Source organism: Derxia gummosa DSM 723 (genome assembly GCF_000482785.1).
GTDB lineage: Bacteria > Pseudomonadota > Gammaproteobacteria > Burkholderiales > Burkholderiaceae_E > Derxia > Derxia gummosa.
The window spans coordinates 171,160-195,045 of sequence record NZ_AXWS01000008.1; the positions used below are offsets into that span (position 1 = coordinate 171,160).

Below are 23,886 nucleotides of genomic sequence, written 5' to 3' on the forward strand. Positions count from 1 at the left end.
CTGCTCGCCGGGATGCCGATGATCCGTTTCGCCACCGATGGCCTGACCTTCCAGCTGCGCGCCGCCGCGCTGCTCGTCAACCGCGACCGGCTGCTACTGCACCGCCTGCGCGGTGACGATTTCTGGACCCTGCCCGGCGGGCGCGTCGAGGCCGGCGAGGACGCCGAGACCGCCCTGCGCCGCGAGCTGCGCGAAGAGCTGGGCGAGACCGTCGGCGCGATGCGGCTCGCGCATGTGGTCGAAGGCTTCTTCCCGACCGAGGCCGACGGGCCATATCACGAACTTGCGATGCACTTTCTGGCGCCGATCGGCGATGACTCGCGGCTCGCGGCGCAGTCGGCGCCGTTCGCGGGCATCGAGGCCGGCAAGCCGCTGGAGTTCGCCTGGTTCGATCTCGATGCGCTCGATGGGTTGAACCTGTTCCCGATGTTCCTGCGGCGTGGCCGCGAGGTGATCGCGGGCGAGGGCGTGCTGCACGTGGTCGAGCGCGCGGGCTGAGCGCGCGCGGCTCGGCCGCGCGAACCGGCCTCAGCCGATCGCCGCCGCGATCGCCATCCCCATCTCCGTCGTGCTCGCGTCGCCGCCCAGATCAGGCGTGCGCGGCCCATCCGCGAGCACCCGCTCGATCGCGCCGACGATGGCGTCGTGCGCGTCGCGCCGGCCGAGGAAGTCGAGCATCAGCGCGCCCGACCAGATCATCGCGACCGGATTGGCGATGTTTCGGCCGTAGATGTCGGGCGCCGAGCCGTGCACCGGCTCGAACAGCGACGGAAACCGGCGTTCCGGATTCAGGTTTGCCGACGGCGCGAGGCCGATGGTGCCGGTGCAGGCCGGCCCGAGGTCGCTCAGGATGTCGCCGAACAGGTTGCTCGCCACCACCACGTCGAAGCGCGTCGGCTGGAGCACGAAGCGCGCGCACAGGATGTCGATGTGCTGCCTGTCGACGGTCACCTCGGGATAGCCGGCGCCGATCGCGTCGGCCCGTCCGTCCCACCACGGCATGCTGATCGCGATGCCGTTGCTCTTGGTCGCGACGGTCAGATGCCGGCGCGCGCGCGATTGCGCGAGGTCGAAGGCGTAGCGCAGCACGCGGTCCGCGCCGTGGCGCGTGAACACGTTCTCCTGGATCACGACCTCGCGCTCGGTGCCCTCGAACATGATCCCGCCGAGCTTCGTGTATTCGCCCTCGGTGTTCTCGCGCACCACGCAGAAGTCGATGTCACCCGCCTTGCGGCCCGCGAGCGGGCAGGGCACGCCGTCGAACAGCCGCACCGGCCGCAGGTTCACGTACTGGTCGAACTCGCGGCGGAACTTCAGCAGCGAGCCCCAGAGCGAGATGTGGTCGGGCACGGTCGCGGGCCAGCCCACGGCGCCGAACAGGATCGCGTCCTTGCCCGCGAGCCTGTCCTTCCAGTCGGCCGGCATCATCTCGCCGTGCGCCAGGTACCAGTCGCAGCTCGCCCACTCGAAATGCTCGTACTCGATCGCGATGCCGAAGCGCGCCGCCGCGGCGTCGAGCGCGCGCAGGCCTTCGGGCATGACTTCGCGGCCGATGCCGTCGCCGGCGATGACGGCGATGCGGAAGGGCTGGCTCATACTTGTCTCCTCGTGCAGTGAAGCCCGCATGCTGGCCGGCGCGGCCGCGCGCGACAATGCGCGTCCCTTCAGCACAGCAATCACGAATCGTGAACAAGGCACCGGGCAACGAGGACCTGCGCGTGTTCGTCACCGTCGCGCGGCTCGCGGGTTTCAGCGCGGCGGCGCAGGCGCTGGGCGTGTCGCCCGCCTATGTCAGCAAGCGCATCGGCCTGCTGGAGCAGCAGCTCGGCGCGCGGCTGTTCAACCGCACGCCGCGCAGCGTGGCGCTCACGGGCCAGGGCGAGCGGGTGCTGCAATCGGCCGAACGCATGCTGGCCGATCTCGACGGCCTGCTGCTCGACCTCGCCACCACGCGCCGCGTGCCGCGCGGCGAGCTGCGCATCAGCACCAGCCTCGGCTTCGGCCGGCATTTCGTCGCGCCGGCACTCGCGCGGCTGACCGACCGCCATCCCCAGCTCACGGTGCGGCTGGAGGTGGTGGATCGCGTGGTGGATGTGGGCGCCGAGGGCTTCGACCTCGATGTGCGCGTGGGCGACGAGATCGCGCCGCATCACGTCGCGCGGCGGCTCGCGGCCAACCGGCGCGTGCTCTGCGCCGCGCCCGGCTATGTCGCGCGCCACGGCCAGCCCGACACGCCGGCGGCGCTCGCTGCACACGCTTGCATCGCGATCCGCGAGCGCGACCTGCCGTTCCGCGAATGGCGGCTGCGCTCGACGGCGGGCGACGATGCGCTCGTGAAGGTGGACGGGCCGCTCGCCACCAACCACGGCGAGATCGCGGTCGGCTGGGCGCTGGACGGGCGCGGCATCGTGCTGCGCTCGCTGTGGGACGTGGCGCCGCTCATCGCCACGGGGGAACTGCTGCACTTGCTGCCCGACTGGACGCAGGAAGCGAACGTGTGGGCGGTGTATCCGGCGCGGCTCGGCAATACCGCCAAGCTGCGCGCCTGCGTGGACTTCCTCGCGTCGGAGTTCGCGCGACTCGACCTGTGCGGGCCGGCCGCGCGCGGGGCCGGACCAGGCTGACGCGCCCGGCGGCCGGACCGGCCTCAGTCCGGCTCGAACAGCGCCGCCAGCATCCGCCGCATGCTGCCCGCGAGCGCCTGGCGGTCCACTTCGGGATGCCGCACCGCGCGCACCGACAGGCCGTCGAACAGCGCGAACATCGCCTCGACGCGCGCATCCACCTCGGCCTGCGGCATGTCGGGGCCGAGCACCGAGCGCATCAGCCCGACGAAGCGGTCGAACATGTGCGCGTCGGCACGGCGCACGAGCGTCGCGATGTGCTCGTTGCGGCCGGCCTCGGCGCACAGCTCCAGTTGCAAGCGGCATTCGTTCAGGTCGAGGCAGCATTCGAGCGCGTGATCGACCTCGGCCAGCATCGTGTCGCGCAGGTTGTCGGCGCTCGCGAAGCGCTCGAACACCTCCTGGAACTCGTCGAGGCCGCGCTCGACGATGGCCGCGACGATGGCGTCCTTGTTCTCGAAGTAGTTGTAGATGTGGCCGGCGCTCATGCCGGCGGCCTTGGAGATCTCGGCGATGCTCGCGGCGTGGAAGCCGTTGCGGCGAAAGCATTCGGCGGCGGCGTCGAGAATCTGGGTGCGGCGCAGCCGGGCGCGGTCGGTATCGGCGTCGGCGGAACTCATGCGCGGTCTCCGGCGGGGGTGAGGCTCATGCTTGTCTCTGATGGGTTGCGGCCTGCGGGCGGCGGATGATGCATCACCGCCCGCGCGGCCCGGTCAGCTCGCGCTGTCGTCGCGCCAGCCGCCGCCCAGCACCTTGTAGAGCGTGACGAGATTGCCCGCGCGCGCCAGTCGTGCCGCGATCAGCGATTGCTGGGCCGCGTACAGCGAGCGCTGGGCGTCGAGCACGCCGAGGTAGTCGGCGCCGCCCTGGCGATAGCGCGCCTCGGTCAGGCGCAGCGCCTCGGCGCTCGCGTCGACGGCGGCCTGGCGCGCCGCCAGTTCGCTGTCGATGGTGGCGCGGCGCGCGAGCGCGTCGGCCACTTCGCGGAAGGCCGACTGGATCGCCTTCTCGTAGCTCGCGACGGCGATGTCGCGGTCGGCCTCGGCGATCTGCACGTTGGCGCGGCGCCGGCCCATGTCGAAGATCGGGAGGTTGACCGATGGCGCGAAGGTCCAGTAGGCGCTGCCGCCCTTGAACAGCCCGCCCAGCTCGGCGCTCGCGGTGCCGTAGTTGGCCGTGAGGCTGATGTTGGGGAAGTAGGCCGCGCGCGCCGCGCCGATGCTGGCGTTGGCGCCCGCCAGCGTGCGCTCGGCCTGGCGCACGTCGGGCCGGCGCACCAGCACGTCGGACGGCAGGCCCGCCGGCAGCTCGGCCAGCTGGGTGACGGTGATGTCGAGATCGGCGGGCAGGGCATCGGCCGGCAGCTCGCCGCCCACCAGCAGCGCGAGCGCGTTGCGGTCCTGGGCGACGAGGGTGCGTGCGTTCTCCACGTCGGCGCGCGCGCCCTCGACGAGGCTGCGGGCCTGCTGCATGTCGAGCGCGCTCGCGGCGCCGAGGCGCAGCTTGTCCTGCGTGAGCCTGAGGCTGGCCTCGCGACTGCGCAGGGTCTCGCTCGCGAGGCGCAGGCTCTCGCCGTCGGCCGCGAGCGTGAGCCAGGCGGTCGAGACTTCGGCCACGAGGCTGATGCGCGCGGCGCGCAGCGCGTCTTCGGTTGCGAGATAGCTCTGCGCGGCCTGTTCGCTCAGGTTGCGCAGCCGGCCCCAGAAGTCGATCTCCCAGGCGCTGATGCCGATGGTCACGCTGTCGGTGCGGCCGACGTAGGCGCGGCCGAGGCGCGACAGGTCGGTCGGCAGGCGCTGGCTGCTCGCGCTGGCGCCAGCGGCGATCTCGGGATAGCGCGCCGCGTCCTGCACGCGGTACTGCGCGCGCGCGCGCTCGATGTTGAGCGCCGAGACGCGCAGGTCGCGGTTGTTGTCGAGCGCGAGGCCCACAACGCGGCGCAGGCGCGCATCGGCGAGGAAGTCGCGCCAGCCGATGTCGGCCGGATCGCGCGCGGCGGCCGGGGCACCGGTCGCGGTGGAGCCGGGCGCGATGGTGGTGGTGCCGTCGCCGCTCGGCACGCCGGGCCATTGCTGCGGCACCGGCGCGGCGGGCTGGTGATAGTCGGGCGCGAGGTTGGCGCAGCCCGCGAGCAGCAGGGCCGCTGCAAGCGCTGTCAGCGCGCCGAGGTTCAGGGTCTTGTGCATGTCAGTGGCCCTCGCTGGTCGCGGCGAGCGCGGTGTTGCCGGCTTCGGCGGTAGTGGCCGCCGGCTTGCCGCCGAACATGCGCCGCACCACCACGAAGAACAGCGGGATGAAGAAGATGCCGAGCAGCGTCGCGGCGAGCATGCCGCCGAGCACGCCGGTGCCGATCGCGTTCTGCGCGCCCGAGCCGGCGCCGTTGGCCAGGGCCAGCGGCAGCACGCCGAGCGCGAAGGCGAGCGAGGTCATGAGGATCGGGCGCAGCCGCTGGCGCACCGCCTTGAGCGTCGCGTCGACGAGACCGAGGCCTTCCTTCTCCATGAGCTCCTTGGCGAACTCGACGATCAGGATCGCGTTCTTGGCCGAAAGGCCGATCGTCGTCAGCAGGCCGACCTGGAAGTACACGTCGTTCGACAGCCCGCGACCCGTCGCCGCGAGCACCGCGCCGAGCAGGCCGAGCGGCACGACGAGCATGACCGCGAACGGGATCGACCAGCTTTCGTACAGCGCCGCGAGGCAGAGGAAGACCACCAGCAGCGAGATCGCGTAGAGCGCCGGCCCTTGCGAGCCCGTCAGCCTTTCCTGGTACGACAGGCCGGTCCAGGCCAGACCCACGCCCGGCGGCAGCTTGGCCGCGATCTCCTCGATCGCCTGCATCGCCACGCCCGAACTCACGCCCGGCGCCGGCATGCCCTGGATGTTGACGGCGGGCAGGCCGTTGTAGCGCTCCAGGCGCGGCGAGCCGTATTCCCAGTGCGAGCTGGCGAAGGCGCTGAACGGCACCATCTGTCCGGCGTTGTTGCGCACGCGCCAGCGGTCGATGTCTTCCGGCACGACGCGGAACGGCGCATCCGCTTGCAGATACACGCGCTTGACGCGGCCGCGGTCGATGAAGTCGTTGACGTAGCTGCTGCCCCAGGCGGTGCTGAGCGTGGTGTTGATGTCGGCCATGCTCAGGCCTAGCGCGCCGGCCTTCGCCGGGTCGATGTCGACGCGGAACTGCGGCTCGTCGTTCTGGCCGTTGGGGCGCACCGCCATCAGGCGCCGGTCCTGCGCGGCCATGCCGAGCAGCATGTTGCGGGCTTCCATCAGCTTGGCGTGGCCGATGCCCGTCTGGTCCTGCAGGTAGACGTCGAAGCCGGTCGCGTTGCCGAGTTCCACCACGGCGGGCGGCGCGAAGGCGAAGGTCATCGCGTCGCGCCATTGCATGAAGGCGCCCATCGCGCGGCCGGCCACGGCGTTCACCGTCAGGTCGGGGCGGTGACGCTGCGACCAGTCCTTCATGTTGACGAAGGCGAGGCCGGTGTTCTGGCCCTGGCCCGCGAACGAGAAGCCGACCACGGTGAACACCGAGTTCACGGCCTCCTTCTCGCCCATGAAGTGCTCTTCCATGCGCTCGATCACGCCCAGCGTGCGTTCCTGCGGCGAGCCCGGCGGCAGCTGGGTCATCGCGAACAGCACGCCCTGGTCTTCATCGGGCAGGAAGGCGGTCGGCAGGCGCAGGAACAGGAAGCCCATGCCGACCACCAGCGCCGCGTACACCACCAGCCAGCGCAGGCCGCGCCTGACGATCGCGCCGACCATGCCGGTATAGCGGCCGGTGGCCGACTCGAACTTGCGGTTGAACCAGCCGAAGAAGCCGCGCTCGGCGTAGTGATGGCCCTTGGCCACGGGCTTGAGCAGCGTCGCGCACAGCGCCGGCGTGAGGATGATGGCCACCGCCACCGACAGCAGCATCGACGCGACGATCGTGATCGAGAACTGGCGGTAGATCACGCCCACCGAGCCGCCGAAGAACGCCATCGGCACGAACACCGCGCTCAGCACGAGGGCGATGCCGACGAGCGCGCCGGTGATCTGGCCCATCGACTTGCGCGTCGCTTCCTTGGGCGAGAGGCCTTCCTCGCTCATCACGCGCTCGACGTTCTCGACCACGACGATCGCGTCGTCCACCAGCAGGCCGATGGCCAGCACCATGCCGAACATCGTCAGCGTGTTGATGCTGAAGCCGAGGCCGAGCATCACCGCGAAGGTGCCGAGCAGCACGACCGGCACCGCGATGGTCGGGATGAGCGTGGCGCGGAAGTTCTGCAGGAACAGGTACATCACGAGGAAGACCAGCACCACCGCTTCCGCAAGCGTCTTCACGACCTCGTGGATCGACACCTGCACGAACGGCGTCGTGTCGTAGGGATAGACCACGCTGAGCCCGGCCGGGAAGTACTGCCCGAGGCGCTCCATCTCGGCGCGCACCGCATGCGCGGTGTCGAGCGCGTTGGCGCCGGTGGCGAGCTTCACGCCCACGCCGGCCGCCGGCTTGCCGTTGTAGCGCGCGATGACGTTGTAGCTCTCGCCGCCGATCTCGACCCGGGCCACGTCCTTCAGCCGCACGGTGGCGCCGGCGGTGCTGGTGCGCAGCACGATGTCGCCGAACTGCTCGGGCGTCTGGAGCCGCGTCTGTGCGGTGATGGTCGCGTTGAGCGCCGTGCCCTTGGGCGAGGGCGCGCCGCCGATCTGGCCGGCCGACACCTGCGCGTTCTGCGCGGTGATGGCGTCGTTCACGTCGGTGACGGTGAGCTTGTAGTTGTCGAGCTTGAGCGGATCGAGCCAGATGCGCATCGAGTACTGCGAGCCGAACTGCTGGATCTCGCCCACGCCCGGCACGCGGCTGAGCGGATCGACCAGGGTCGAGGCCACGTAGTCGCCGATGTCGATGTCGGACAGCGCGCCGTCCTGCGACACGAAGCCGAGCACCATCAGGAAGTTGGTGGTCGACTTCGTCACCTGCACGCCCTGGCGCTGCACTTCCTGCGGCAGCAGCGGCGTGGCCAGTTGCAGCTTGTTCTGCACCTGCACCTGGGCGATGTCGGGGTTGGTGCCGGCGTCGAAGGTGAGGGTGATCTGGGCCTGGCCGGCGCCGTCGCTGGTCGAGCTCATGTAGCGCAGGCCGTCGATGCCCTTCATGCGCTGCTCGATGATCTGGGTGACGGTGTCTTCCAGCGTCTTGGCCGAGGCGCCCGGATAGTTGGCCGTGATGGTTACCGCGGGCGGCGCGATGCTGGGGTATTGCGCGATCGGCAGGCTGCGGATGGCGAGCACGCCGGCCAGCATCAGGATGATGGCCAGCACCCACGCGAAGATGGGCCGGTCGATGAAGAAGCGGGACATGATCGGGCTCCCGTTCTCAGCGCGCGGCGGTCTGCGCGGGCGCGGCTTCGGCCTTGGCCGATCCGGCGTCCTTGCCGGTCGGCGCGGCGTTGCCGCCCTGGGCCTGCGCGGGCGCGGCGCTCATGTCCTGCGCCTGCACGGGCGCGCCCGGCTGCACGTATTGCAGGCCCTCGACGATCACCTTGTCGCCGGCGTTCAGCCCTTTGGCGACGAGCCAGCTGTCGCCCACGGTGCGCGTCACGTCGATGAGCCTCGGCTCGGCCTTGCCCTCGGCGCCCACCACCATCACCTGGGCTTCGCCGCGCGGCGTGCGGCTCACGGCGCGTTGCGGCACGGTGATCGCGGCGCTGCTCGACCCTTGCGGCACGGCGGCGCGCACGTACATGCCCGGCAGCAGTTCGCCCTTCGGGTTCGGGAACACGGCGCGCAGCGTGACCGCGCCCGTCGCCTGATCGACGCTCACCTCGGCGAACTCGAGCTTGCCTTCGAGCGCATAGGCGCTGCCGTCCTCCAGCGTCAGGCGCACGGCGGCCTTGCCGTCGCCCGCGCTCTTGAGCTGGCCCTCGGCCAGCGCGCGGCGCAGCTTGAGCAGCTCGGCGCTCGATTGCGTGATGTCCACATAGATCGGGTCGAGCTGCTGGATGGTCGCGAGCGCCTCGGCCTGGCCGGCCGTCACGAGCGCGCCCGGCGTCGCGGCCGAGCGGCCGATGCGGCCGGTGATGGGCGCGCTCACGCGGGTCCAGTCGAGGTTGATGCGCGCGGTCTGCACGTCGGCGCGGCGGGCGGCCACGTCGGCCTCGGCCTGGGCGAGGGCGGCGTCGCTGTCCTCGACGGTCTGCTTGCTGATCGCGTCGATCTTGCCCAGCTCGCGGTTGCGCTGGGCGGTCAGGCGGGCCGATTCGGCGGTGGCCTCGGCGCGCTTGAGCGCGGCGGCGGCACTGTCGAAGGCGGCCTGATAGCTGCGCGCGTCGATCTGGTAGAGCGGCGCGCCCGCCTTGACCTCGGCGCCTTCCTTGAACAGCCGCTCGCGCAGCAGTCCGCCCACCTGCGGGCGCACTTCGGCGATCTGATAGGCGGCGGTACGGCCCGGCAGCTCGGTGCTCAGCTCGACCGTGCGCGCGGCGACGGTGACGGTGCCAACCGAGGGCGCGGGCGGCGCACCGCCGGGCGCGCCGCCCGCGTGCTGGTCGCCACCCGACTGGCCACAGGCCGCAAGCACGGCCACGACGATCGCAAGCGGGACGAATTTATTGATGGTTGGACTGAGCATGAAGCCCTCGCGCAAGAAAGAAATGAGGTCCGGCATCGGCTGCCGGCATTTTCTGAATGATCGTTCATTCTAGAAAAGAAGCTGCCATGACAGTAATTCCCTCATGCTTCGATTTGTAACCGGATTGGCGCGGATCGCCGACCCGAGCGGCCGAAGCCGCGACGGCGGCCGGGCGGCGGGAGCGGTGGTGGGCTGGCGCTGCGATGGTCGCGGACGCTGCCGCTCAGGGCCAGATCGCGCGCAGCACTTGCGCGAGCCGCGCGCCCGCGAGCGTGAGCTGGGTCTTCTGGATGTCGGTCTTCATGTCCTTGTAGCCGCCGGGCAGGCGGGCGTCCCAGTGGCCGCCTTCGCGTGGAGAGAAGTCGATGTCGCGGTAGGCGCGGCGCGCCTGTGACAGCGATTGCGTGGCCCATTGCGCGGGCCAGTCGTCGATCGGGCCGTCCGATTGCGCCACGCGCCGTGCCGAGGCAAGCCAGCGCGCATCGATCCTGTCGGGGCCGAGCGCGGCGGGGACGTCGTCCCACAGCGCATGCAGGCTCGCGCCTTCGCGGCCGTCGGCGCGCAGGCTGCGGATGGCGTTGCCGCCGGTGGTCTCCATGCGGCGGCGGTCGTACACGTCATTGTCGGGATCGACGCGCTGGCCGGCGTCGTCGAGATAGACGGCGCCGACGTGCAGCGGCTGGTGGATGTCGCCGACGTAATGCGCGAGCAGCAGCAGCGCCTCGCGCCTGCTCTCGAAGCGGAAGGGCGGCGGCGCGAAGCCGCTGCGCAGCATGCGGATCGCGGCGGTCGTGGCGCCGACGATGTCGCTCTCGCGCGTGCCGACGCGGCCGAGCGCCCAGGCGCGGCGCTGGAGCGCGACGTCGGTGTAGTGGTAGCCCTTGTGGCAGATCTCGTCGCCGGGTTCGCGGCGGCAGTTGTCCTCGTTGCGGCGCACGAAATCGACCATCGCGCGTTCGCCGGCATCGCTCTCGAAGATGCGGCAGTCGCGGTAGCGGCCTTCGGTGGCGTAGCGCCAGCCGTAGTCGCCGTCGCGCTCGACGCCCTTGGCGCAATCGGCCCAGGTGGCGGCGTCGCGCAGGCTCAGGCCGCCGAGCAGTCGCTTCACTTCGTCGGCGGCACGGCTGCCGGCGAGCAGCTGGTCGGCGATCGCGCCGACGGTCTGGTGGCCGTCACCGCCCCAGGCGCGGGCATGGGGTGCGTGAAAGGCGAGGGCGGCGGCGAGCAGGGCCAGCGCGGCGAGACGTTGTGCGAGGTTCATGAAGCGGACTGCGGTGAGGCTTGAAGGTGAGGCCCGTGGCGCGCGGCGCGACCGGGACGGCGGCGCTGGCCGGAGCGCGGACGCGAACGGCCCGTCGGCTCGGGGGCGCGAAGCCTGCGCCCGGCGGCCGTGGGCGGGCAATCGCGGTTGCAAACGCGTGGCGGGTGGCGTGGCCGGCGGGCAACGGCGCGCCCGATTGCGCTGCCGGACCGCGCGGATCATGCGCGCGCCTCGCCGCCCATGGCCGGCGACATGCAAGCCGCGCATGAGGAAAGCTTTGCCTTCCGGGTCGCTGTCATGGCAGCTTTCGGGTCCGTCTTCATGCGCCGGCGCGCGCCGGCACCGTCAGGAGCCCGTCTTGAAATACCGAAAACTCGGCCGAACCGGCCTCGACGTCAGCCTGATCTGCCTCGGCACCATGACCTGGGGCGAGCAGAACACCGAGGCCGAGGCGCATGCGCAGATCGGCTACGCGCTCGACAACGGCGTCAACTTCATCGACACCGCCGAGATGTATCCGGTGCCGCCGCGCCCCGAGACACAAGGCCGCACCGAGAGCTACATCGGCTCGTGGATTGCCGCCAACCGGTCGCGCCGCGACAGCTTCGTGCTCGCGACCAAGGCCGCCGGCCCGACGCGTGCGCCGGCCGGCGCCACCAAGGGCCCCGCGCGCCCGTCGCACATCCGCGGCGGCCGCACGAACCTCACGCGAGCCAACCTCGAAGAAGCGCTCAACGACAGCCTCAGGCGCCTGCAGACCGATCACGTCGATCTGTACCAGCTGCACTGGCCCGACCGCAGCACCAACTTCTTTGGCCAGCTCGGCTACACCCATGTGCCCGAGGAAGACACGGTCCCCATCCTCGAAACGCTCGAAGCCCTCGACGGCCTCGTGAAGAGCGGCAAGGTGCGCCATGTCGGCCTGAGCAACGAGACGCCCTGGGGCGTGAGCCAGTTCCTGCTGCATTCGCAGCTTGCCGGGCTGCCGCGCGTCGCGAGCATCCAGAACCCCTACAGCCTGCTGAACCGCAGCTTCGAGGTCGGCCTGGCCGAGATGAGCCTGCGCGAGGACGTGGGCCTGCTCGCCTATTCGCCGCTGGCCTTCGGCGTGCTGAGCGGCAAGTACCTCGGCGGCCAGAAGCCGGCCGGCGCGCGGCTGAGCCTGTTCGACCGCTTCCAGCGCTACAGCTCGGGCAACACCGAAGCCGCCGCCTACGAGTACGTGAAGCTCTTCCGCCAGGCCGGCATCGACCCGGCCCAGGGCGCGCTCGCCTTCGTCAACAGCCGGGGTTTCGTCGCATCGAACATCATCGGCGCGACGACGATGGACCAGCTGCGCGACAACATCGCGAGCGTCGACATCGAACTGCCGCCCGACCTGCTCGCGGCGATCGACGCGATCCACCAGCGCTGGCCCAATCCGGCGCCCTGACGCCGGGTGCGCGCTCGGCCCACCGGGCCGACGCATGTGACGCCGCGCCAGCGTGCGCGACCCGGCGCGGCAGGACTCGGGCGCCGCGCCGGCCGGCGATGCGGATCCCTGGGCGGAACACCCTTCAATTCCGCTCGGGCATGCCGAAGAGCAGGGAGTGCACGGCCCGACGACGCGGGTCGCGCCCACTTCGCCCCCTTGCCCGGAGACAAGCGCATGCCCGCCGCCTCGGCCACCGCCTGGCACGAAACCCACGTCGAATCCCTGCTCGTGCGCGCCTGGTCGATCGCGCACACCGCCTCGGGGCACTGCCTGCTGTCGAACCGCGCCGGCAAGCTCAGGCTGCTGGTGCCACCGAGCTTCGAGGGCGCGCTGGACGAGATGCGCACCGGCCGCAGCGTCACGATCGAGCCGAGCGCCGAGACGCCCGACGCGATGGTCGAGATCGTGTTCGAGGACGGCAGCGAGACGCCCTTCGCCATCGCCCAGCCGCGCTGCCTCATCGACGGCACGCTCGGCCGCGCGCTGTTCGTGCCCTTCACCGTCTGGACCACCGCCGGCAAGCAGATGACGCTGCGCGCCGACGTGCTGCTCTGAACCTCCGCCGCCGCCCGCTTGGTGACAATCCCGAAGCGGCCGCCGCGATCGGCGACCATGTCCGCATCGAATGGGACCCGGCACGCGCCCGGGTCCATGCCGCGGCCTGAGGCCAGGCGCGCGGCAGACGGGACGGGGCAGGGCGCCGCGCCGCATGCGGGCGCCGCCGCCGGCCCGGCCGCGTCCGGCCTGCAACCGCTTTCACAGTCCAGTCCATGACCACCACTTCGCTCACGCTTTCCGATCCCTCGCTGCTGCGCGAGGCCTGTTTCATCGACGGTGAATGGATCACCGGCGCCGACACGCTCGACGTGATCGACCCCGCGCGCGGCACGCTCGTCGCCCGCGTGCCCAGGCTCGGCGCGGCCGAGACCGAGGCCGCCGTCATCGCCGCAGAACGCGCGCTGCCCGCCTGGCGCGCGCTCACCGCCGACGAGCGCTCGCGCCTGCTCATGAAGCTGCACGACCTGCTCATCGACAACGTCGAAGACCTCGCTCGCCTGCTCACCGCCGAGCAGGGCAAGCCGCTGGCCGAGTCGCGCGGCGAGATCCGCTACGGCGCCGGCTACCTGCGCTGGTTCGCCGAGGAGGCCCGCCGCATCTACGGCGAAACCATCCCCGCCCACGCGGCCGACAAGCGCCTCATCGCCATCCGGCAGCCGGTGGGCGTGGTGGGCGCGATCACGCCCTGGAACTTCCCCAACGCGATGATCGCCCGCAAGCTCGCGCCGGCGCTCGCGGCCGGCTGCACGATGGTGCTCAAGCCGGCCGAACTCACGCCGCTGTCGGCCTTCGCGCTGGCCGAGCTGGCGCGCCGCGCCGGCATTCCGCGCGGCGTGTTCAACGTGCTGACGGGCGACGCGGCCGCGATCGGCGGCGTGCTCACGAAGCATCCGGCGGTGCGCAAGATCACCTTCACCGGCTCGACCGCCGTGGGCAAGCTGCTGCTCGCCCAGGCCGCCGACACGGTCAAGAAGGTGAGCATGGAACTCGGCGGCCACGCGCCCTTCATCGTGTTCGACGACGCCGATCTCGATGCCGCCGTCGAGGGCGCGGTCGCCGCCAAGTACCGCAACTCGGGCCAGACCTGCGTCTGCGCCAACCGCTTCATCGTGCAGGCCGGCATCCACGACGCCTTCGTCGAGAAGCTCGGCGCGCGCGCCGCCGCGCTCAAGGTCGGCCCCGGCGATGCCGAGGGCACGGTGCAGGGGCCGCTCATCGACGCGCGCGCCGTCGCCAAGGTCGAGTCGCACGTCGCCGACGCGATCGGGCAAGGCGCGCGCGTGGTGACGGGCGGCAGGCGCCACGAGGCCGGCGCCAACTTCTACGCGCCGACGGTGCTGGCCGGCGTCACGCCCGCGATGCGCATCGCGCGCGAGGAAACCTTCGGGCCGGTGGCGCCGGTGTTCCGCTTCGAGACCGAGGCCGAGGCGCTCGCGCTCGCCAACGCCAGCGAGAGCGGCCTCGCGGGCTACTTCTTCACGCGCGACATCGGCCGCGCCTTCCGCGTGGCCGAGGCGATGGAGGTGGGCATGGTCGGCATCAACACCGGCCTCATCTCGACCGAGGTCGCGCCCTTCGGCGGCGTGAAGCAGTCGGGCCTCGGGCGCGAGGGCGGCCGCGCCGGCATCGAGGACTACCTGGAAATCAAGTACCTGTGCTTCGGCGGCATCTGACGCCCGCACGGCGGGAAGCCGGACCTGATGGCCCGGACGCTGGGCTATCCTCCGCGCCGTTGGTGCTCCGCGGTCCGTTCGTGACCGCGAGTTAAACGGGAAGAAGGACGGTCGGCGCCATGCCGGCCCAACCTCGCTGCCCCCGCAACGGTAGGCAAACAGGCATCCGCCTGACGCCCATCCAACGCCACTGCCGGCCTCGCGCCGGTGGGAAGGCGATGGGCGTGTTTGCCAGCCCGGATACCGGCCAACAAGGCGACACGCCCGCGCGGCGTGCCATTGGCCCATGCACTGTCGGGGAAGGCGGTGAGGGCAGTCCGTTGTTCCGGTTCCATTTCATGCCAGTCCATTCCGGGCGCGTCATCGCGTCCTTGCCGGCGCTGTTCGCGCTGACCTCCGTCACGTCCGTCCACGCCCAACCCATCCGTCTCGACGACATCGTCGTCACCGCCCAGCGCAGCGAGCAGCCCGCCGCCGAGACGCTGGCCGACATCACCGTCATCGACCGCGAGCGCATCGAGCAGGCGGGCGCCACCGGCGTCGCCGACCTGCTCGCGCGCTCGCCCGGCATCGAGCTGGCCCGCAACGGCGGGCCGACCGCGACCACCAGCCTGTACGTGCGCGGCGCCGACAGCCGCTTCACCGCCGTGTACGTGGACGGCGTGCGCGTCGATTCGCAATCGACCGGCGGCGCGGCCTGGGAAGCGATCCCGCTGTCGCGCATCGAGCGCATCGAGATCCTGCGCGGCCCGGCCGCCGCCGTGTACGGCTCCGACGCCATCGCCGGCGTGATCCAGATCTTCACGCGCAAGGGCGAGGGCGCCTTCGCGCCGGTGCTGTCGGCCGGCGTCGGCAGCCAGCGCACCGGCCGCGTCGAGGCGAGCGCCAGCCAGGGCGGCGAGCTGGTGGACTGGGCCGCCGGCATCAGCCGCGAGATCAGCGACGGCTTCAACGCGCGCCGCCTGGCCAGCGCCAACCCCGACGACGACGGCTACCGCCGCAGCTCGGCCAATGCGCGCGTCGGCCTCAGGCCCGTAGCCGGCCAGCGCCTCGACGCCACGCTGCTGTGGACCTCGCTCGACAGCCAGTACGACGGCTCGCGCAGCGCCGACGACCACAGCCGGCATCACCTGCTCACCACCGGCCTGGCCTGGAGCGCCGAGCTGTCGCCCGACTGGACGCTGCGCGCCAACGCCGGCGAGAGCCACACCCGCTACGAGACCCGCCCGTCGCCCTACTTCACCGACACGCGGCTGCGCAACTACCTGCTCGACAGCGAATGGCGCACCGGCCCGGCGCGGCTGCGCCTCGGCGCCGAACGGCGCGAGGACCGGCTCGACAACACCAGCGTCGCCGGCGGTCGGGGCGAGCGCAGCCAGAACGCGGTGCTCGCGGGCGCCGGCCTCGAACTCGGCGCCCACGCCCTCCAGGCGAATGCGCGCGTGGACGACGACAGCGAGTTCGGCGGCAAGACCAACGGCAGCCTCGCCTGGGGCTGGAAGCTCGCGCCCGCCTGGCGCCTGAGCGCCTCCTTCGGCACCGCCTTCCGCGCGCCGACGCTCTACCAGCGCTACAGCCAGTACGGCGTCGCCACGCTCGACCCCGAGACCAGCCGCAACCTCGAATTCGGCCTGCGCATGCTCGACGGCGCGGATCAGGCCGGCGTGGTGGTCTACCGCAACCGCGTGACCAACCTCATCAACTTCGGCGCCGCCGGCCCCTGCGCGTCGAGCTTCGGCTGCTACGGCAACACCGGCCATGCCGAGATGGAAGGCGCGACCTTCAGCGGCGCGACGCGGCTCGGCGCGATCGACCTCGCCGGCTCGCTCGACTGGCAGCTGCCGCGCGATACCGACAGCGGCCGGCTGCTCGCGCGCCGCTCGCGCCTGCACGGCAACGTCACCGCCGACACCCGCGTCGCCGACTGGACGCTCGGCGCCAGCCTGCAAGCCAGCGGCCGGCGCTGGGACAACGCCGCCAACACCCAGGCGCTCGGCGGCTATGCGTTGCTCGGCGTGCATGCCTCGCGCCGCATCGCGCGCGACTGGACCGTGCTCGCGCGCGTCGACAACCTCGCCGACCGCGACTACGAGACCGCGCGCACCTACGCCAACCCGGGCCGCACCGCCTGGCTCAACCTCACCTGGGCGCCGCGCTGAAAGGAGCCTGAGCATGTCCGTCACCCGCTGCCCAGCGTTGCTGGTCGCCGCGCCGGCGTCCGGCCAGGGCAAGACCACCGTCGTCTCGGCGCTCGCGCGGCTGCATGCGCGCGCGGGCCGGCGGGTGAGCGTGTTCAAGGTCGGGCCGGACTTCATCGATCCGGCCTGGCATGAACTGGCCAGCGGCCGGCCGGTCGAGCAGCTCGACCTGTGGATCAACGGCGAGGCCGATTGCGCCGCCCGCCTGCACGCGGCCGCCGCGCGCAGCGACCTCATCCTCGTCGAGGGCGTGATGGGTCTGTTCGACGGCCAGCCCTCGGCCGCCGACCTGGCCCAGCGCTTCGGCCTGCCGGTGCTGGCCGTCATCGACGCCGGCGCGATGGCGGGCAGCTTCGGCGCGCTCGCCTTCGGCCTGCGCCATTACCGGCCGGGCCTGCGCTGGGCCGGCGTGCTGGCCAACCGCACCGCCGGCGCCGGCCATGCCGACATGCTGCGCGACAGCCTCAACGACATCGACGACTGGCTCGGCGCGCTGCCGCGCAGCCCGGCCTGGACGCTGCCCGAACGCCATCTCGGCCTCACGCTCGCGGGCGAGCTGGGCGACGCGCTGGCGCGCATCGACGCCGCCGCCGACGCGCTGGCCACGACGCCGCTCGGCCGGCTCGACAGCGCCGCGCTCGCGCGCCGCTTCGACACCGGCTTCGCCGCGCCGCCGCCGGCCGCGCCGGTGCCGCCGCTGCTCGCGGGCCGGCGCATCGCGGTCGCGCGCGACGCGGCCTTCTGCTTCATCTACCCGTCCAACCTCGCCACGCTCGCGGCGCTCGGTGCCCAGGTCGAATTCTTCTCGCCGCTGGCCGACACGCGCCTGCCGGCCTGCGATGCCGTCTGGCTGCCCGGCGGCTATCCCGAGCTGCACGCGGGCCGGCTCGCGGCCAACCGCCCTTTGCGCGACGCGCTCGCGGCGCGGATCGCGGCCGGCATGCCGGTGTGGGCCGAGTGCGGCGGCCTCATGCTGCTGGCCGACACCCTCAGCCTCGCCGACGGCGACGAATACCGCCTCTGGGGCCTGCTGCCGGGCGCCGTGGCGATGCAGCGGCGTCTGGCCGGTCTCGGCCCGCAGCGCCTGCGGCTCGACGGTCACGAGCTGCGCGGCCACAGCTTCCACTACGCCGCCTGCGTCAGCCGCGCCGAGGTCATCGCGCACAGCGAGCCGGCCGGGCGCGGGCATGGCGAGGCGGTGTACCGCCACGGCCCGGTGCTCGCGAGCTTCTTCCATCCGCGCTTCGCGTCCTCGCCCGAGGCGACGGCGCGGCTGTTCCTGCCGCGCGGAAACGCAGGCGCGCATGCGGCCGGTGCCATCGCGGGCATCGGCGCGGCGCCCGCCGCCGCCTTGCCCGGGAGCGCCGCATGACCGCGCCCGCCGGTCTTGCCCGGCGCGAACTCATCCTCGGCGGACAGCGCAGCGGCAAGTCGCGCCGCGCCGAACTGCTCGCCGCGCACTGGCTCGCGGCCGCACCGGGCCGGCGCGCGCTGCTGCTCGCCACCGCCACGCCGCATGACGCCGAGATGCGCGCCCGCATCGAGCGCCACCGCGCCGACCGCGCGCTGCGCCTGCCCGGCATGACCACGCTCGAAGTGCCGCTCGCACTCGGCGCCGCGCTCGACGCCGCGAGCACGCCCGACAGCCTCGTCGTCATCGACTGCCTCACGCTCTGGCTCACCAACCTGCTCATGCCCGCGAGCGGCGAGAGCCACGCGCCCGAGCCGGAACAGGCCGCGCTGCTCGCCGCGCTCGACCGCGCGCGCGGGCCGGTGGTGCTGGTCGGCAACGAGATCGGCCTCGGCGTCATCCCGCTCGGGCGCGAGGTGCGCGCCTTCGTCGATGCGCTCGGCCAGATCAACCAGCGCGTCGCCGCCGTCTGCGAGCGTGTCACGCTCATGGCGGCGGGATTGCCGCTCACCCTCAAGGAAGACTCCGCATGACGCGCCCGCTGCTGCTCGCGCTGCTGCTGCTGACCGGCCTCGCGCCGGCCGCCGCCACGCCCATCCGCCTCGACGACGACGCCGGCACCACCGTCGAGCTGCCGGCCGCGCCGGCGCGTGTCGTGAGTCTGCTGCCCTCGCTCACCGAGACCGTCTGCGCCCTCGGCCAGTGCGCCCGGCTCGTGGGCGTGGACCGCTACTCGACCTGGCCCGAGAGCATCGCCGGCCTGCCACGCCTCGGCGGCGGCCTCGATCCCAACATCGAGGCGATCACCGCGCTGCGGCCCGACCTCGTGCTGGTGGCGACCTCGTCGCGCGCGAGCGAGCGGCTGCGCGCCCTCGGCCTGCGCGTGCTGGCGCTCGAGCCGCGCAGCCAGGCCGACGTGCACCGCGTGATCGGCAAGCTCGCGCTGGCGCTCGGCCTGCCGGCCGCCGACGGCGAGCGCCTGTGGCAGCACATCGAGACCGACATCGACGCGATCGCGGCCACGCTGCCGGCCGCCGTGCGCGGCACCCGCGTGTACTTCGAGGTGAACCGCGCGCCGTATGCGGCGGGCGCCTCGTCCTTCATCGGCGAGACGCTGGCGCGGCTCGGCGCGCTCAACATCGTGCCGGCCGGGCTCGGGCCGTTTCCCAAGCTCAATCCCGAATACGTGGTGCGCGCCGACCCGGCGCTCATCATGGTGGGCGACCGCAACTACACCGGCATGGACGAGCGGCCGGGCTGGAGCGGCATCCGCGCGATCCGCGAGCGGCGCGTGTGCGTGTTCGCGCCCGAGCAGTCGGAGGTGCTCGTGCATCCCGGCCCGCGCATGCCCGAGGCGGCGCGGATCATGGCCGACTGCCTCGTGGCGAAGGGGCAGGGCCTGCCCGCCGCCGTCAGCGCACCGGCCGCCGTCACGCCCGTCGCCGTGCCCGCCACGAGGTCGGCCGCGCCCGCCGTGCCCGCCACCGCCAAGGCCCGTCCGTGACGCCACCGCCCTCGGCCCGCGACCGCCGCGCGCGCCTGCTAGGCGCGGGTGGCCTGCTGCTCGGACTGGCGCTGCTGCTGCTCGGCGCGAGCACCGGCAGCACCGGCATCGACGCGGTCTGGCAGGCGCTCGACGACGAGTTCGCGCGCCGCATCGTGCTCGACATCCGGCTGCCGCGCTCGCTCGGGAGCTGGCTCGCGGGCGCGCTGCTGGCGCTCGCGGGCGGCATCGCGCAGGGGCTGTTCCGCAATCCGCTGGCCGACCCCTATCTGCTCGGCAGCGCCTCGGGCGCGTCGCTGGGCGTGGCGGGCTGGCTGATGCTGTTCGGCGGCTCGCCGGCCACCTTGCAATGGCTTGCAAGGCTGGGCCTGACCGGCGCCGCCTTCGCGGGCGCGACCGCCGGCGTGCTGCTCACGCTGGTGCTCGCGGGCGGCGTGCGACACCGGCTGCGGCTGCTGCTGGCGGGCGTGATCGTCGGCATGGTGCTCGGCTCGGCGTCGTCGCTGATCGCGCTGCTCACGCCCGAGATCCTCCAGGCGATGCAGGCCTTCATGCTCGGCTCGACCGGCTTCATCGGCTGGGCCGGCTGCGGCGTGATGGCCGGCGGCCTCGCGCTCTGCCTCGCGGTCGCGCTGCTGCTCGCGCGCATGCTCGACGCGCTGGCGCTGGGCGAGACCACGGCGCTCAGCCTCGGCCTGCCGCTCGGCGCGATGCGCGCGGCGCTGATCGGCGCGCTCGCGCTCGCCACCGGCTGCGCCGTCGCCCAGACCGGGCTGGTCGCCTTCGTCGGGCTGGTTGCGCCGCATCTGGTGCGCGCGCGCATCCGCACCACGCACGGGCCGATGCTGCTGCTGTCGGCCATCACCGGCGGCGCGCTGCTGCTCGCGGCCGACCTGTTCGCGCGCTGGATCATCCGGCCGCAGGAACTGCCGGTGGGCAGCGTGACCGCCGTGATCGGCGGCGGCTACCTGCTCTGGCTCATGCATCGCGGCCGGGGGCTGGACGAATGAACCACGCCGCCCGTCCCGTGCTCGCCGCCATGAAGGCGCTTGCCGCCGACGGCGTGCCGGCGCTCGCGGCGCGCGGCCTCGCCGCCGACCTCGGCGGCCGGCCGGTGCTGCACGGCATCGACCTCGACCTGCCCGCCGGCGCCTGGACCGCCATCGTCGGCCCCAACGGCGCCGGCAAGAGCACGCTGCTGCGCGCGCTCGCCGGCCTGCTGCCGCATCGCGGCGAGCTGAGCCTGCTCGGCCGCCCGCTCGCCGCCATCCACCGCCGCGAGCGCGCGCGCCGGCTCGCCTGGCTCGGCCAGAACGAGGCCGTCGCGCCCGATCTGAGCGTGCTCGACGTGGCGCTGCTCGGCCGCCTGCCGCACCAGTCCTGGCTGGCTCAGCCCGGCCCGGCCGACCATGCCGCCGCCGAGCGCGCGCTGCGCGCCACCCAGGCCTGGGACTGGCGCGACCGGCGGCTCGGCCAGCTCTCGGGCGGCGAGCGCCAGCGCGTGCTGCTGGCGCGCGCGCTCGCGGTCGAGGCCGACGTGCTGCTCATGGACGAACCGCTCGCCAACCTCGACCCGCCGCACCAGGCCGACTGGCTGCGCCTCGTGCGCGAGCTGGCCGGCGCCGGCCGCGGCGTCGTGAGCGTGCTGCACGAGGTCGGCTTCGCGCTCCAGGCCGACTGGCTGGTGGTGCTGGCCGACGGCCGCGTCGCGCATCGCGGCGCCTGCGCCGACCCGGCCACCCACCGCGCGCTCGAAGCCGTGTTCGAGCACCGCATCGCGATCCGCGAGATCGACGGCTGGCGCGTCGCGCTGCCGCTGCCCTGACAACGCCCGCAATCCTCCGGAGGCCCCACCATGCAGATCGAGACACCGCCCACCGAGAAGCCCTACGACCGCGCCACCGGCGACCGCCGCGGCCTCGTCATCGTCAACACCGGCGACGGCAAGGGCAAGAGCACCGCCGCCTTCGGCCTCGCGCTGCGCGCCTTCGGACGCAGCAAGGCCGTGAAGGTGTGGCAGTTCATGAAGGTGCCGAGCGCGCGCTTCGGCGAGCACCGCATGTTCGAGCGCATCGGCCTGCCGGTCGAAGGCCTCGGCGACGGCTTCAGCTGGAAGAGCCAGGACCTGGAGCATTCGGCGCAACTCGCGCGCGAAGGCTGGGCGCGCGCCAGGGAAAGCATCCTCGGCGGCGAGCTGTTCCTCGTCGTGCTGGACGAGATCACCTATCCGCTCATCTACGGCTGGATCGCGCTCGACGATGTGCTCGACACGCTGCGCCGCCGCCCGGCCGGCGTCACGGTCTGCCTCACCGGCCGGCGCTGCCCGCCCGAGATCGTCGCGCTGGCCGACACCGTGACCGAGATGACCAAGATCAAGCACGCCTTCGACGCCGGCATCCCGGCCCAGCGCGGCATCGAGGACTGAGCTTCGTGCAAGCGATTGCAGTGCTGGCCCTGCCGCTCGCGCTCTGGCTCGACCGCGTCGCGGGCGAACCGCCGGCGCGGCTGCATCCGGTGGTGGCGATGGGGCGCTGGCTGGCGCTGGCCGGGCCGCGCGTGGCGCCGCCGGCCGGGCAGGGCGCGGGCGGGCGCTGGCGCATCGCGGCCGGCGGCCTGGCCTGGGGCGCGGGCGCGCTGGCCTTCGGCCTCGCGGCCTGGGGCGCGCAGCGCTGGCTCGCCACGCTGCCGGTCTGGCTCGCGCTGCCGCTGCTGGTGCTGCTGCTCAAGCCGATGTTCGCGTGGCGGATGCTGGCCGACGAGGTGAGGGCGGTGGAGAACGCGCTCGCCCAATCGCTCGACGCCGGGCGCGCGCGGCTGGCGTGGCTCGTGAGCCGCGACGTGGCCGCGCTCGACGCGGCCGGCGTGCGCGAATCGGCGATCGAGACCCTCGCCGAGAACCTCAACGATTCGGTGGTCGCGCCGCTGTTCTGGTTTGCCGTCGCGGGGCTGCCGGGCGCGGTCGTCTATCGCTACGCGAACACGGCCGATGCGATGTGGGGCTATCGCGGCGAACGCGGCGGGCGCGACTGGACCCGCGCCGGGCGCGTGGCGGCGCGCGTGGACGATGCGCTGTCCTGGCTGCCGGCGCGGCTCACGGCGCTGCTGCTGTGGCTCGCGGCGGGCCTGGCTCGCTGCCGCAGGGCGGCGCGGCCGATGCGCCGGCCGCCGCGCGCGGCTTCGGCGTGGCGCTCGCGGCCGAGGCGGCGCGCACGCCGTCGCCCAACGGCGGCTGGCCGATGGGCGCGATGGCGCTGCTGCTCGGCCTGCGGCTGCGCAAGCCCGGCGGCTACACGCTCAACGCGGCCGGACGCGCGCCGCTCGGCGCCGACACGCTGCGCGCGCTGCTGCTGGCGGGCCGGGCGCGGCGTCTGCTGGCCTGGTGGCTGCCGGCGCTGACAGCGCTTGCAACGCTGGCCGGCGGAGGCGTGCCATGACGCCGCCCGACCCGCGCCGCGCCGCCGCGCGGCCGGACAGCGCGACCTTCGCCGCCACGCCGCCGCCGGCGCGCATCCACGGCGGCCCCGACGCGCTCGGCCCGCTGCCGCACGACTTCTCGACCAACGCCAATGCCTGCGGCCCCTGTCCGGCCGCGCTCGCCGCGCTGCGCCGCGCCGACTTCACGCGCTACCCCGACCCGGCCGGCACCGCGTCGCGCGCCGCGCTTGCCGCCCTGCACGGCGTCGCGGCGGAACGCATCGTCATCGCCGCGAGCGCGAGCGAATTCATCCAGCGCCTGAGTGGCCTCGTCGCGCGCCGGCGCGGCGCGGCGTGGTGGCCGCGCCATGCCTACGGCGACTACGCCCACGCGGCGCGCGCCCACGGCCTCGCGCGCGCCAACAGGCCGGCCGAGGCCGCGCTCGCCTGGGTCTGCGAGCCGTCGAGCCCGCTCGGCCAGCCCGAACCGGAACTCGCCGCGCTGGCCGCGAGCGCCGGCCCGGCGCGCATCGACATGCTCGATCGCGCCTATGCGCCGCTGCGGCTCGACGGGCTGCAAGGGCTTGCAGCCGCGGCGTTGCCGGGCGCCTGGCAGCTCTGGTCGCCGAACAAGGCGCTCGGCCTGACCGGCGTGCGCGCCGCCTATGCGATCGCGCCGCCCGGCGCCGACGCGCTCGTCGCCGAACTCGACGCGCTCGCGCCGTCCTGGCCGCTCGGCGCCGACGGCGTCGCCATGCTCGCCGCCTGGGCCACGCCGGCCGCGCAGGCATGGCTGGCCGCCAGCCGCGTCACGCTCGCCGCCTGGAAGGCGCGCCAGCAGGCGCTGTGCGCCGACCTCGGCTGGAGCTTGCTGCCGAGCCTCGCCAACTTCTTCTGCGCGGTTCCCGACCGTCCGGCTGACGCCGCCGCGCTGCGCGCCGCCGGCATACGCGTGCGCGACACCGCGTCCTTCGGCCTGCCGGGCGCGCTGCGGCTCGGCGTGCTCGCGCCCGCGTCGCAGGACGCGCTCGCCGTCGCCTGGCGGCGCATGGGCCACGCGGTGCTCGCGCCGGCGCGCCGCGCGCAAGGCGATCTCCCGGCGGGCGAGCTTTCTTCGCCCGCGCCCGACCTCACTCCCGGAACCCCCTGA

Annotated in this window: 20 protein-coding genes and 1 riboswitch; of the genes, 14 read left to right on the forward strand and 6 right to left on the reverse strand. The window is 73.1% G+C overall.

Features of this window, described 5'->3' with window-relative positions:
• Positions 1-18: 18 nt before the first annotated feature.
• Complete coding sequence (locus tag H566_RS23510; protein WP_034411144.1) at positions 19-498, forward strand: NUDIX hydrolase; 480 nt, start codon at positions 19-21, stop codon at positions 496-498.
• Positions 499-528: 30 nt separating this feature from the next.
• Here the strand turns inward: H566_RS23510 and H566_RS0107050 are convergent, their stop codons facing one another.
• Positions 529-1,596 (reverse strand): tartrate dehydrogenase, encoded by a 1,068-nt coding sequence (locus H566_RS0107050; RefSeq protein WP_028310887.1) that lies wholly within the window; start codon positions 1,594-1,596, stop codon positions 529-531.
• A gap of 89 nt (positions 1,597-1,685) precedes the next feature.
• Between H566_RS0107050 and H566_RS23515 the strand changes: the two genes are divergently transcribed.
• A complete protein-coding gene (locus H566_RS23515; protein ID WP_051378289.1) occupies positions 1,686-2,624 on the forward strand; it encodes a LysR family transcriptional regulator in 939 nt (312 codons plus the stop codon).
• A gap of 23 nt (positions 2,625-2,647) precedes the next feature.
• Here the strand turns inward: H566_RS23515 and H566_RS0107060 are convergent, their stop codons facing one another.
• The 5 genes from H566_RS0107060 to H566_RS0107080 form a co-directional block, all read right to left on the reverse strand.
• Positions 2,648-3,244, reverse strand: a complete 597-nt coding sequence (locus H566_RS0107060; protein ID WP_028310888.1) for a TetR/AcrR family transcriptional regulator — start codon at positions 3,242-3,244, stop codon at positions 2,648-2,650.
• 93 nt (positions 3,245-3,337) lie between these two features.
• A complete protein-coding gene (locus tag H566_RS0107065; RefSeq protein WP_028310889.1) occupies positions 3,338-4,810 on the reverse strand; it encodes an efflux transporter outer membrane subunit in 1,473 nt (490 codons plus the stop codon).
• Between the two features lies 1 nt (position 4,811).
• The gene (locus H566_RS0107070) at positions 4,812-7,973 is read right to left on the reverse strand and encodes an efflux RND transporter permease subunit (protein ID WP_028310890.1); all 3,162 of its coding nucleotides are present in this window, start codon (positions 7,971-7,973) and stop codon (positions 4,812-4,814) included.
• A 16-nt stretch (positions 7,974-7,989) separates the two neighbouring features.
• Positions 7,990-9,243, reverse strand: a complete 1,254-nt coding sequence (locus H566_RS23520) for an efflux RND transporter periplasmic adaptor subunit (protein WP_051378578.1) — start codon at positions 9,241-9,243, stop codon at positions 7,990-7,992.
• Positions 9,244-9,466: 223 nt separating this feature from the next.
• Positions 9,467-10,504, reverse strand: a complete 1,038-nt coding sequence (locus H566_RS0107080) for a S1/P1 nuclease (protein ID WP_028310891.1) — start codon at positions 10,502-10,504, stop codon at positions 9,467-9,469.
• 358 nt (positions 10,505-10,862) lie between these two features.
• On the opposite strand from H566_RS0107080, the gene H566_RS0107085 reads away from it, so the two are divergent.
• The 12 genes from H566_RS0107085 to H566_RS23545 all read left to right on the forward strand — a co-directional run bounded on the left by H566_RS0107085 (position 10,863) and on the right by H566_RS23545 (position 23,886).
• Positions 10,863-11,936, forward strand: a complete 1,074-nt coding sequence (locus H566_RS0107085) for an NADP(H)-dependent aldo-keto reductase (RefSeq protein ID WP_028310892.1) — start codon at positions 10,863-10,865, stop codon at positions 11,934-11,936.
• Positions 11,937-12,152: 216 nt separating this feature from the next.
• Positions 12,153-12,533, forward strand: coding sequence for a hypothetical protein (locus H566_RS27310; protein ID WP_051378291.1), 381 nt, complete (start codon positions 12,153-12,155; stop codon positions 12,531-12,533).
• Positions 12,534-12,748: 215 nt separating this feature from the next.
• Positions 12,749-14,209, forward strand: coding sequence for an NAD-dependent succinate-semialdehyde dehydrogenase (locus H566_RS0107095; protein ID WP_034410955.1), 1,461 nt, complete (start codon positions 12,749-12,751; stop codon positions 14,207-14,209).
• A gap of 43 nt (positions 14,210-14,252) precedes the next feature.
• A riboswitch (cobalamin riboswitch) is annotated at positions 14,253-14,475 on the forward strand.
• Positions 14,476-14,547: 72 nt separating this feature from the next.
• Entirely contained in the window at positions 14,548-16,368 is a 1,821-nt protein-coding gene (locus H566_RS0107100) for a TonB-dependent receptor domain-containing protein (RefSeq protein ID WP_034410956.1), read from the forward strand.
• Positions 16,369-16,381: 13 nt separating this feature from the next.
• Complete coding sequence (locus H566_RS23530) at positions 16,382-17,779, forward strand: cobyrinic acid a,c-diamide synthase CobB (protein ID WP_034410957.1); 1,398 nt, start codon at positions 16,382-16,384, stop codon at positions 17,777-17,779.
• A complete protein-coding gene (locus tag H566_RS0107110; protein ID WP_028310895.1) occupies positions 17,776-18,351 on the forward strand; it encodes a bifunctional adenosylcobinamide kinase/adenosylcobinamide-phosphate guanylyltransferase in 576 nt (191 codons plus the stop codon). Before H566_RS23530 ends, H566_RS0107110 begins: the two co-directional genes overlap by 4 nt.
• Positions 18,348-19,322, forward strand: a complete 975-nt coding sequence (locus tag H566_RS23535; RefSeq protein ID WP_084544859.1) for an ABC transporter substrate-binding protein — start codon at positions 18,348-18,350, stop codon at positions 19,320-19,322. Before H566_RS0107110 ends, H566_RS23535 begins: the two co-directional genes overlap by 4 nt.
• The gene (locus tag H566_RS0107120) at positions 19,319-20,332 is read left to right on the forward strand and encodes a FecCD family ABC transporter permease (RefSeq protein WP_028310896.1); all 1,014 of its coding nucleotides are present in this window, start codon (positions 19,319-19,321) and stop codon (positions 20,330-20,332) included. Before H566_RS23535 ends, H566_RS0107120 begins: the two co-directional genes overlap by 4 nt.
• Positions 20,333-20,361: 29 nt before the next feature.
• Positions 20,362-21,147, forward strand: coding sequence for an ABC transporter ATP-binding protein (locus H566_RS0107125; RefSeq protein WP_028310897.1), 786 nt, complete (start codon positions 20,362-20,364; stop codon positions 21,145-21,147).
• A gap of 30 nt (positions 21,148-21,177) precedes the next feature.
• Positions 21,178-21,747, forward strand: a complete 570-nt coding sequence (gene cobO, locus H566_RS0107130) for a cob(I)yrinic acid a,c-diamide adenosyltransferase (RefSeq protein WP_028310898.1) — start codon at positions 21,178-21,180, stop codon at positions 21,745-21,747.
• A 5-nt stretch (positions 21,748-21,752) separates the two neighbouring features.
• Entirely contained in the window at positions 21,753-22,718 is a 966-nt protein-coding gene (locus H566_RS23540) for a CobD/CbiB family cobalamin biosynthesis protein (protein ID WP_342668676.1), read from the forward strand.
• 34 nt (positions 22,719-22,752) lie between these two features.
• Positions 22,753-23,886 carry an aminotransferase class I/II-fold pyridoxal phosphate-dependent enzyme gene (locus H566_RS23545; protein WP_051378293.1) on the forward strand — a complete coding sequence of 378 codons (1,134 nt, stop codon included), beginning with the start codon at positions 22,753-22,755 and terminating at the stop codon, positions 23,884-23,886.

Excerpts from the sequence above, each read along its gene's own strand:
- H566_RS0107080 (WP_028310891.1), bottom strand. The coding sequence starts at position 10,504 with ATGAACCTCGCACAACGTCTCGCCGCGCTGGCCCTGCTCGCCGCCGCC.
- H566_RS0107065 (WP_028310889.1), bottom strand. The coding sequence starts at position 4,810 with ATGCACAAGACCCTGAACCTCGGCGCGCTGACAGCGCTTGCAGCGGCC.
- cobO (WP_028310898.1), top strand. The coding sequence starts at position 21,178 with ATGCAGATCGAGACACCGCCCACCGAGAAGCCCTACGACCGCGCCACC.
- H566_RS23520 (WP_051378578.1), bottom strand. The coding sequence starts at position 9,243 with ATGCTCAGTCCAACCATCAATAAATTCGTCCCGCTTGCGATCGTCGTG.
- H566_RS23535 (WP_084544859.1), top strand. The coding sequence starts at position 18,348 with ATGACGCGCCCGCTGCTGCTCGCGCTGCTGCTGCTGACCGGCCTCGCG.
- H566_RS0107095 (WP_034410955.1), top strand. The coding sequence starts at position 12,749 with ATGACCACCACTTCGCTCACGCTTTCCGATCCCTCGCTGCTGCGCGAG.
- H566_RS0107070 (WP_028310890.1), bottom strand. The coding sequence starts at position 7,973 with ATGTCCCGCTTCTTCATCGACCGGCCCATCTTCGCGTGGGTGCTGGCC.
- H566_RS0107060 (WP_028310888.1), bottom strand. The coding sequence starts at position 3,244 with ATGAGTTCCGCCGACGCCGATACCGACCGCGCCCGGCTGCGCCGCACC.
- H566_RS23530 (WP_034410957.1), top strand. The coding sequence starts at position 16,382 with ATGTCCGTCACCCGCTGCCCAGCGTTGCTGGTCGCCGCGCCGGCGTCC.
- H566_RS23545 (WP_051378293.1), top strand. The coding sequence starts at position 22,753 with ATGACGCCGCCCGACCCGCGCCGCGCCGCCGCGCGGCCGGACAGCGCG.
- H566_RS0107050 (WP_028310887.1), bottom strand. The coding sequence starts at position 1,596 with ATGAGCCAGCCCTTCCGCATCGCCGTCATCGCCGGCGACGGCATCGGC.
- H566_RS27310 (WP_051378291.1), top strand. The coding sequence starts at position 12,153 with ATGCCCGCCGCCTCGGCCACCGCCTGGCACGAAACCCACGTCGAATCC.
- H566_RS0107125 (WP_028310897.1), top strand. The coding sequence starts at position 20,362 with ATGAAGGCGCTTGCCGCCGACGGCGTGCCGGCGCTCGCGGCGCGCGGC.
- H566_RS23510 (WP_034411144.1), top strand. The coding sequence starts at position 19 with ATGATCCGTTTCGCCACCGATGGCCTGACCTTCCAGCTGCGCGCCGCC.
- H566_RS0107100 (WP_034410956.1), top strand. The coding sequence starts at position 14,548 with ATGCCAGTCCATTCCGGGCGCGTCATCGCGTCCTTGCCGGCGCTGTTC.
- H566_RS0107110 (WP_028310895.1), top strand. The coding sequence starts at position 17,776 with ATGACCGCGCCCGCCGGTCTTGCCCGGCGCGAACTCATCCTCGGCGGA.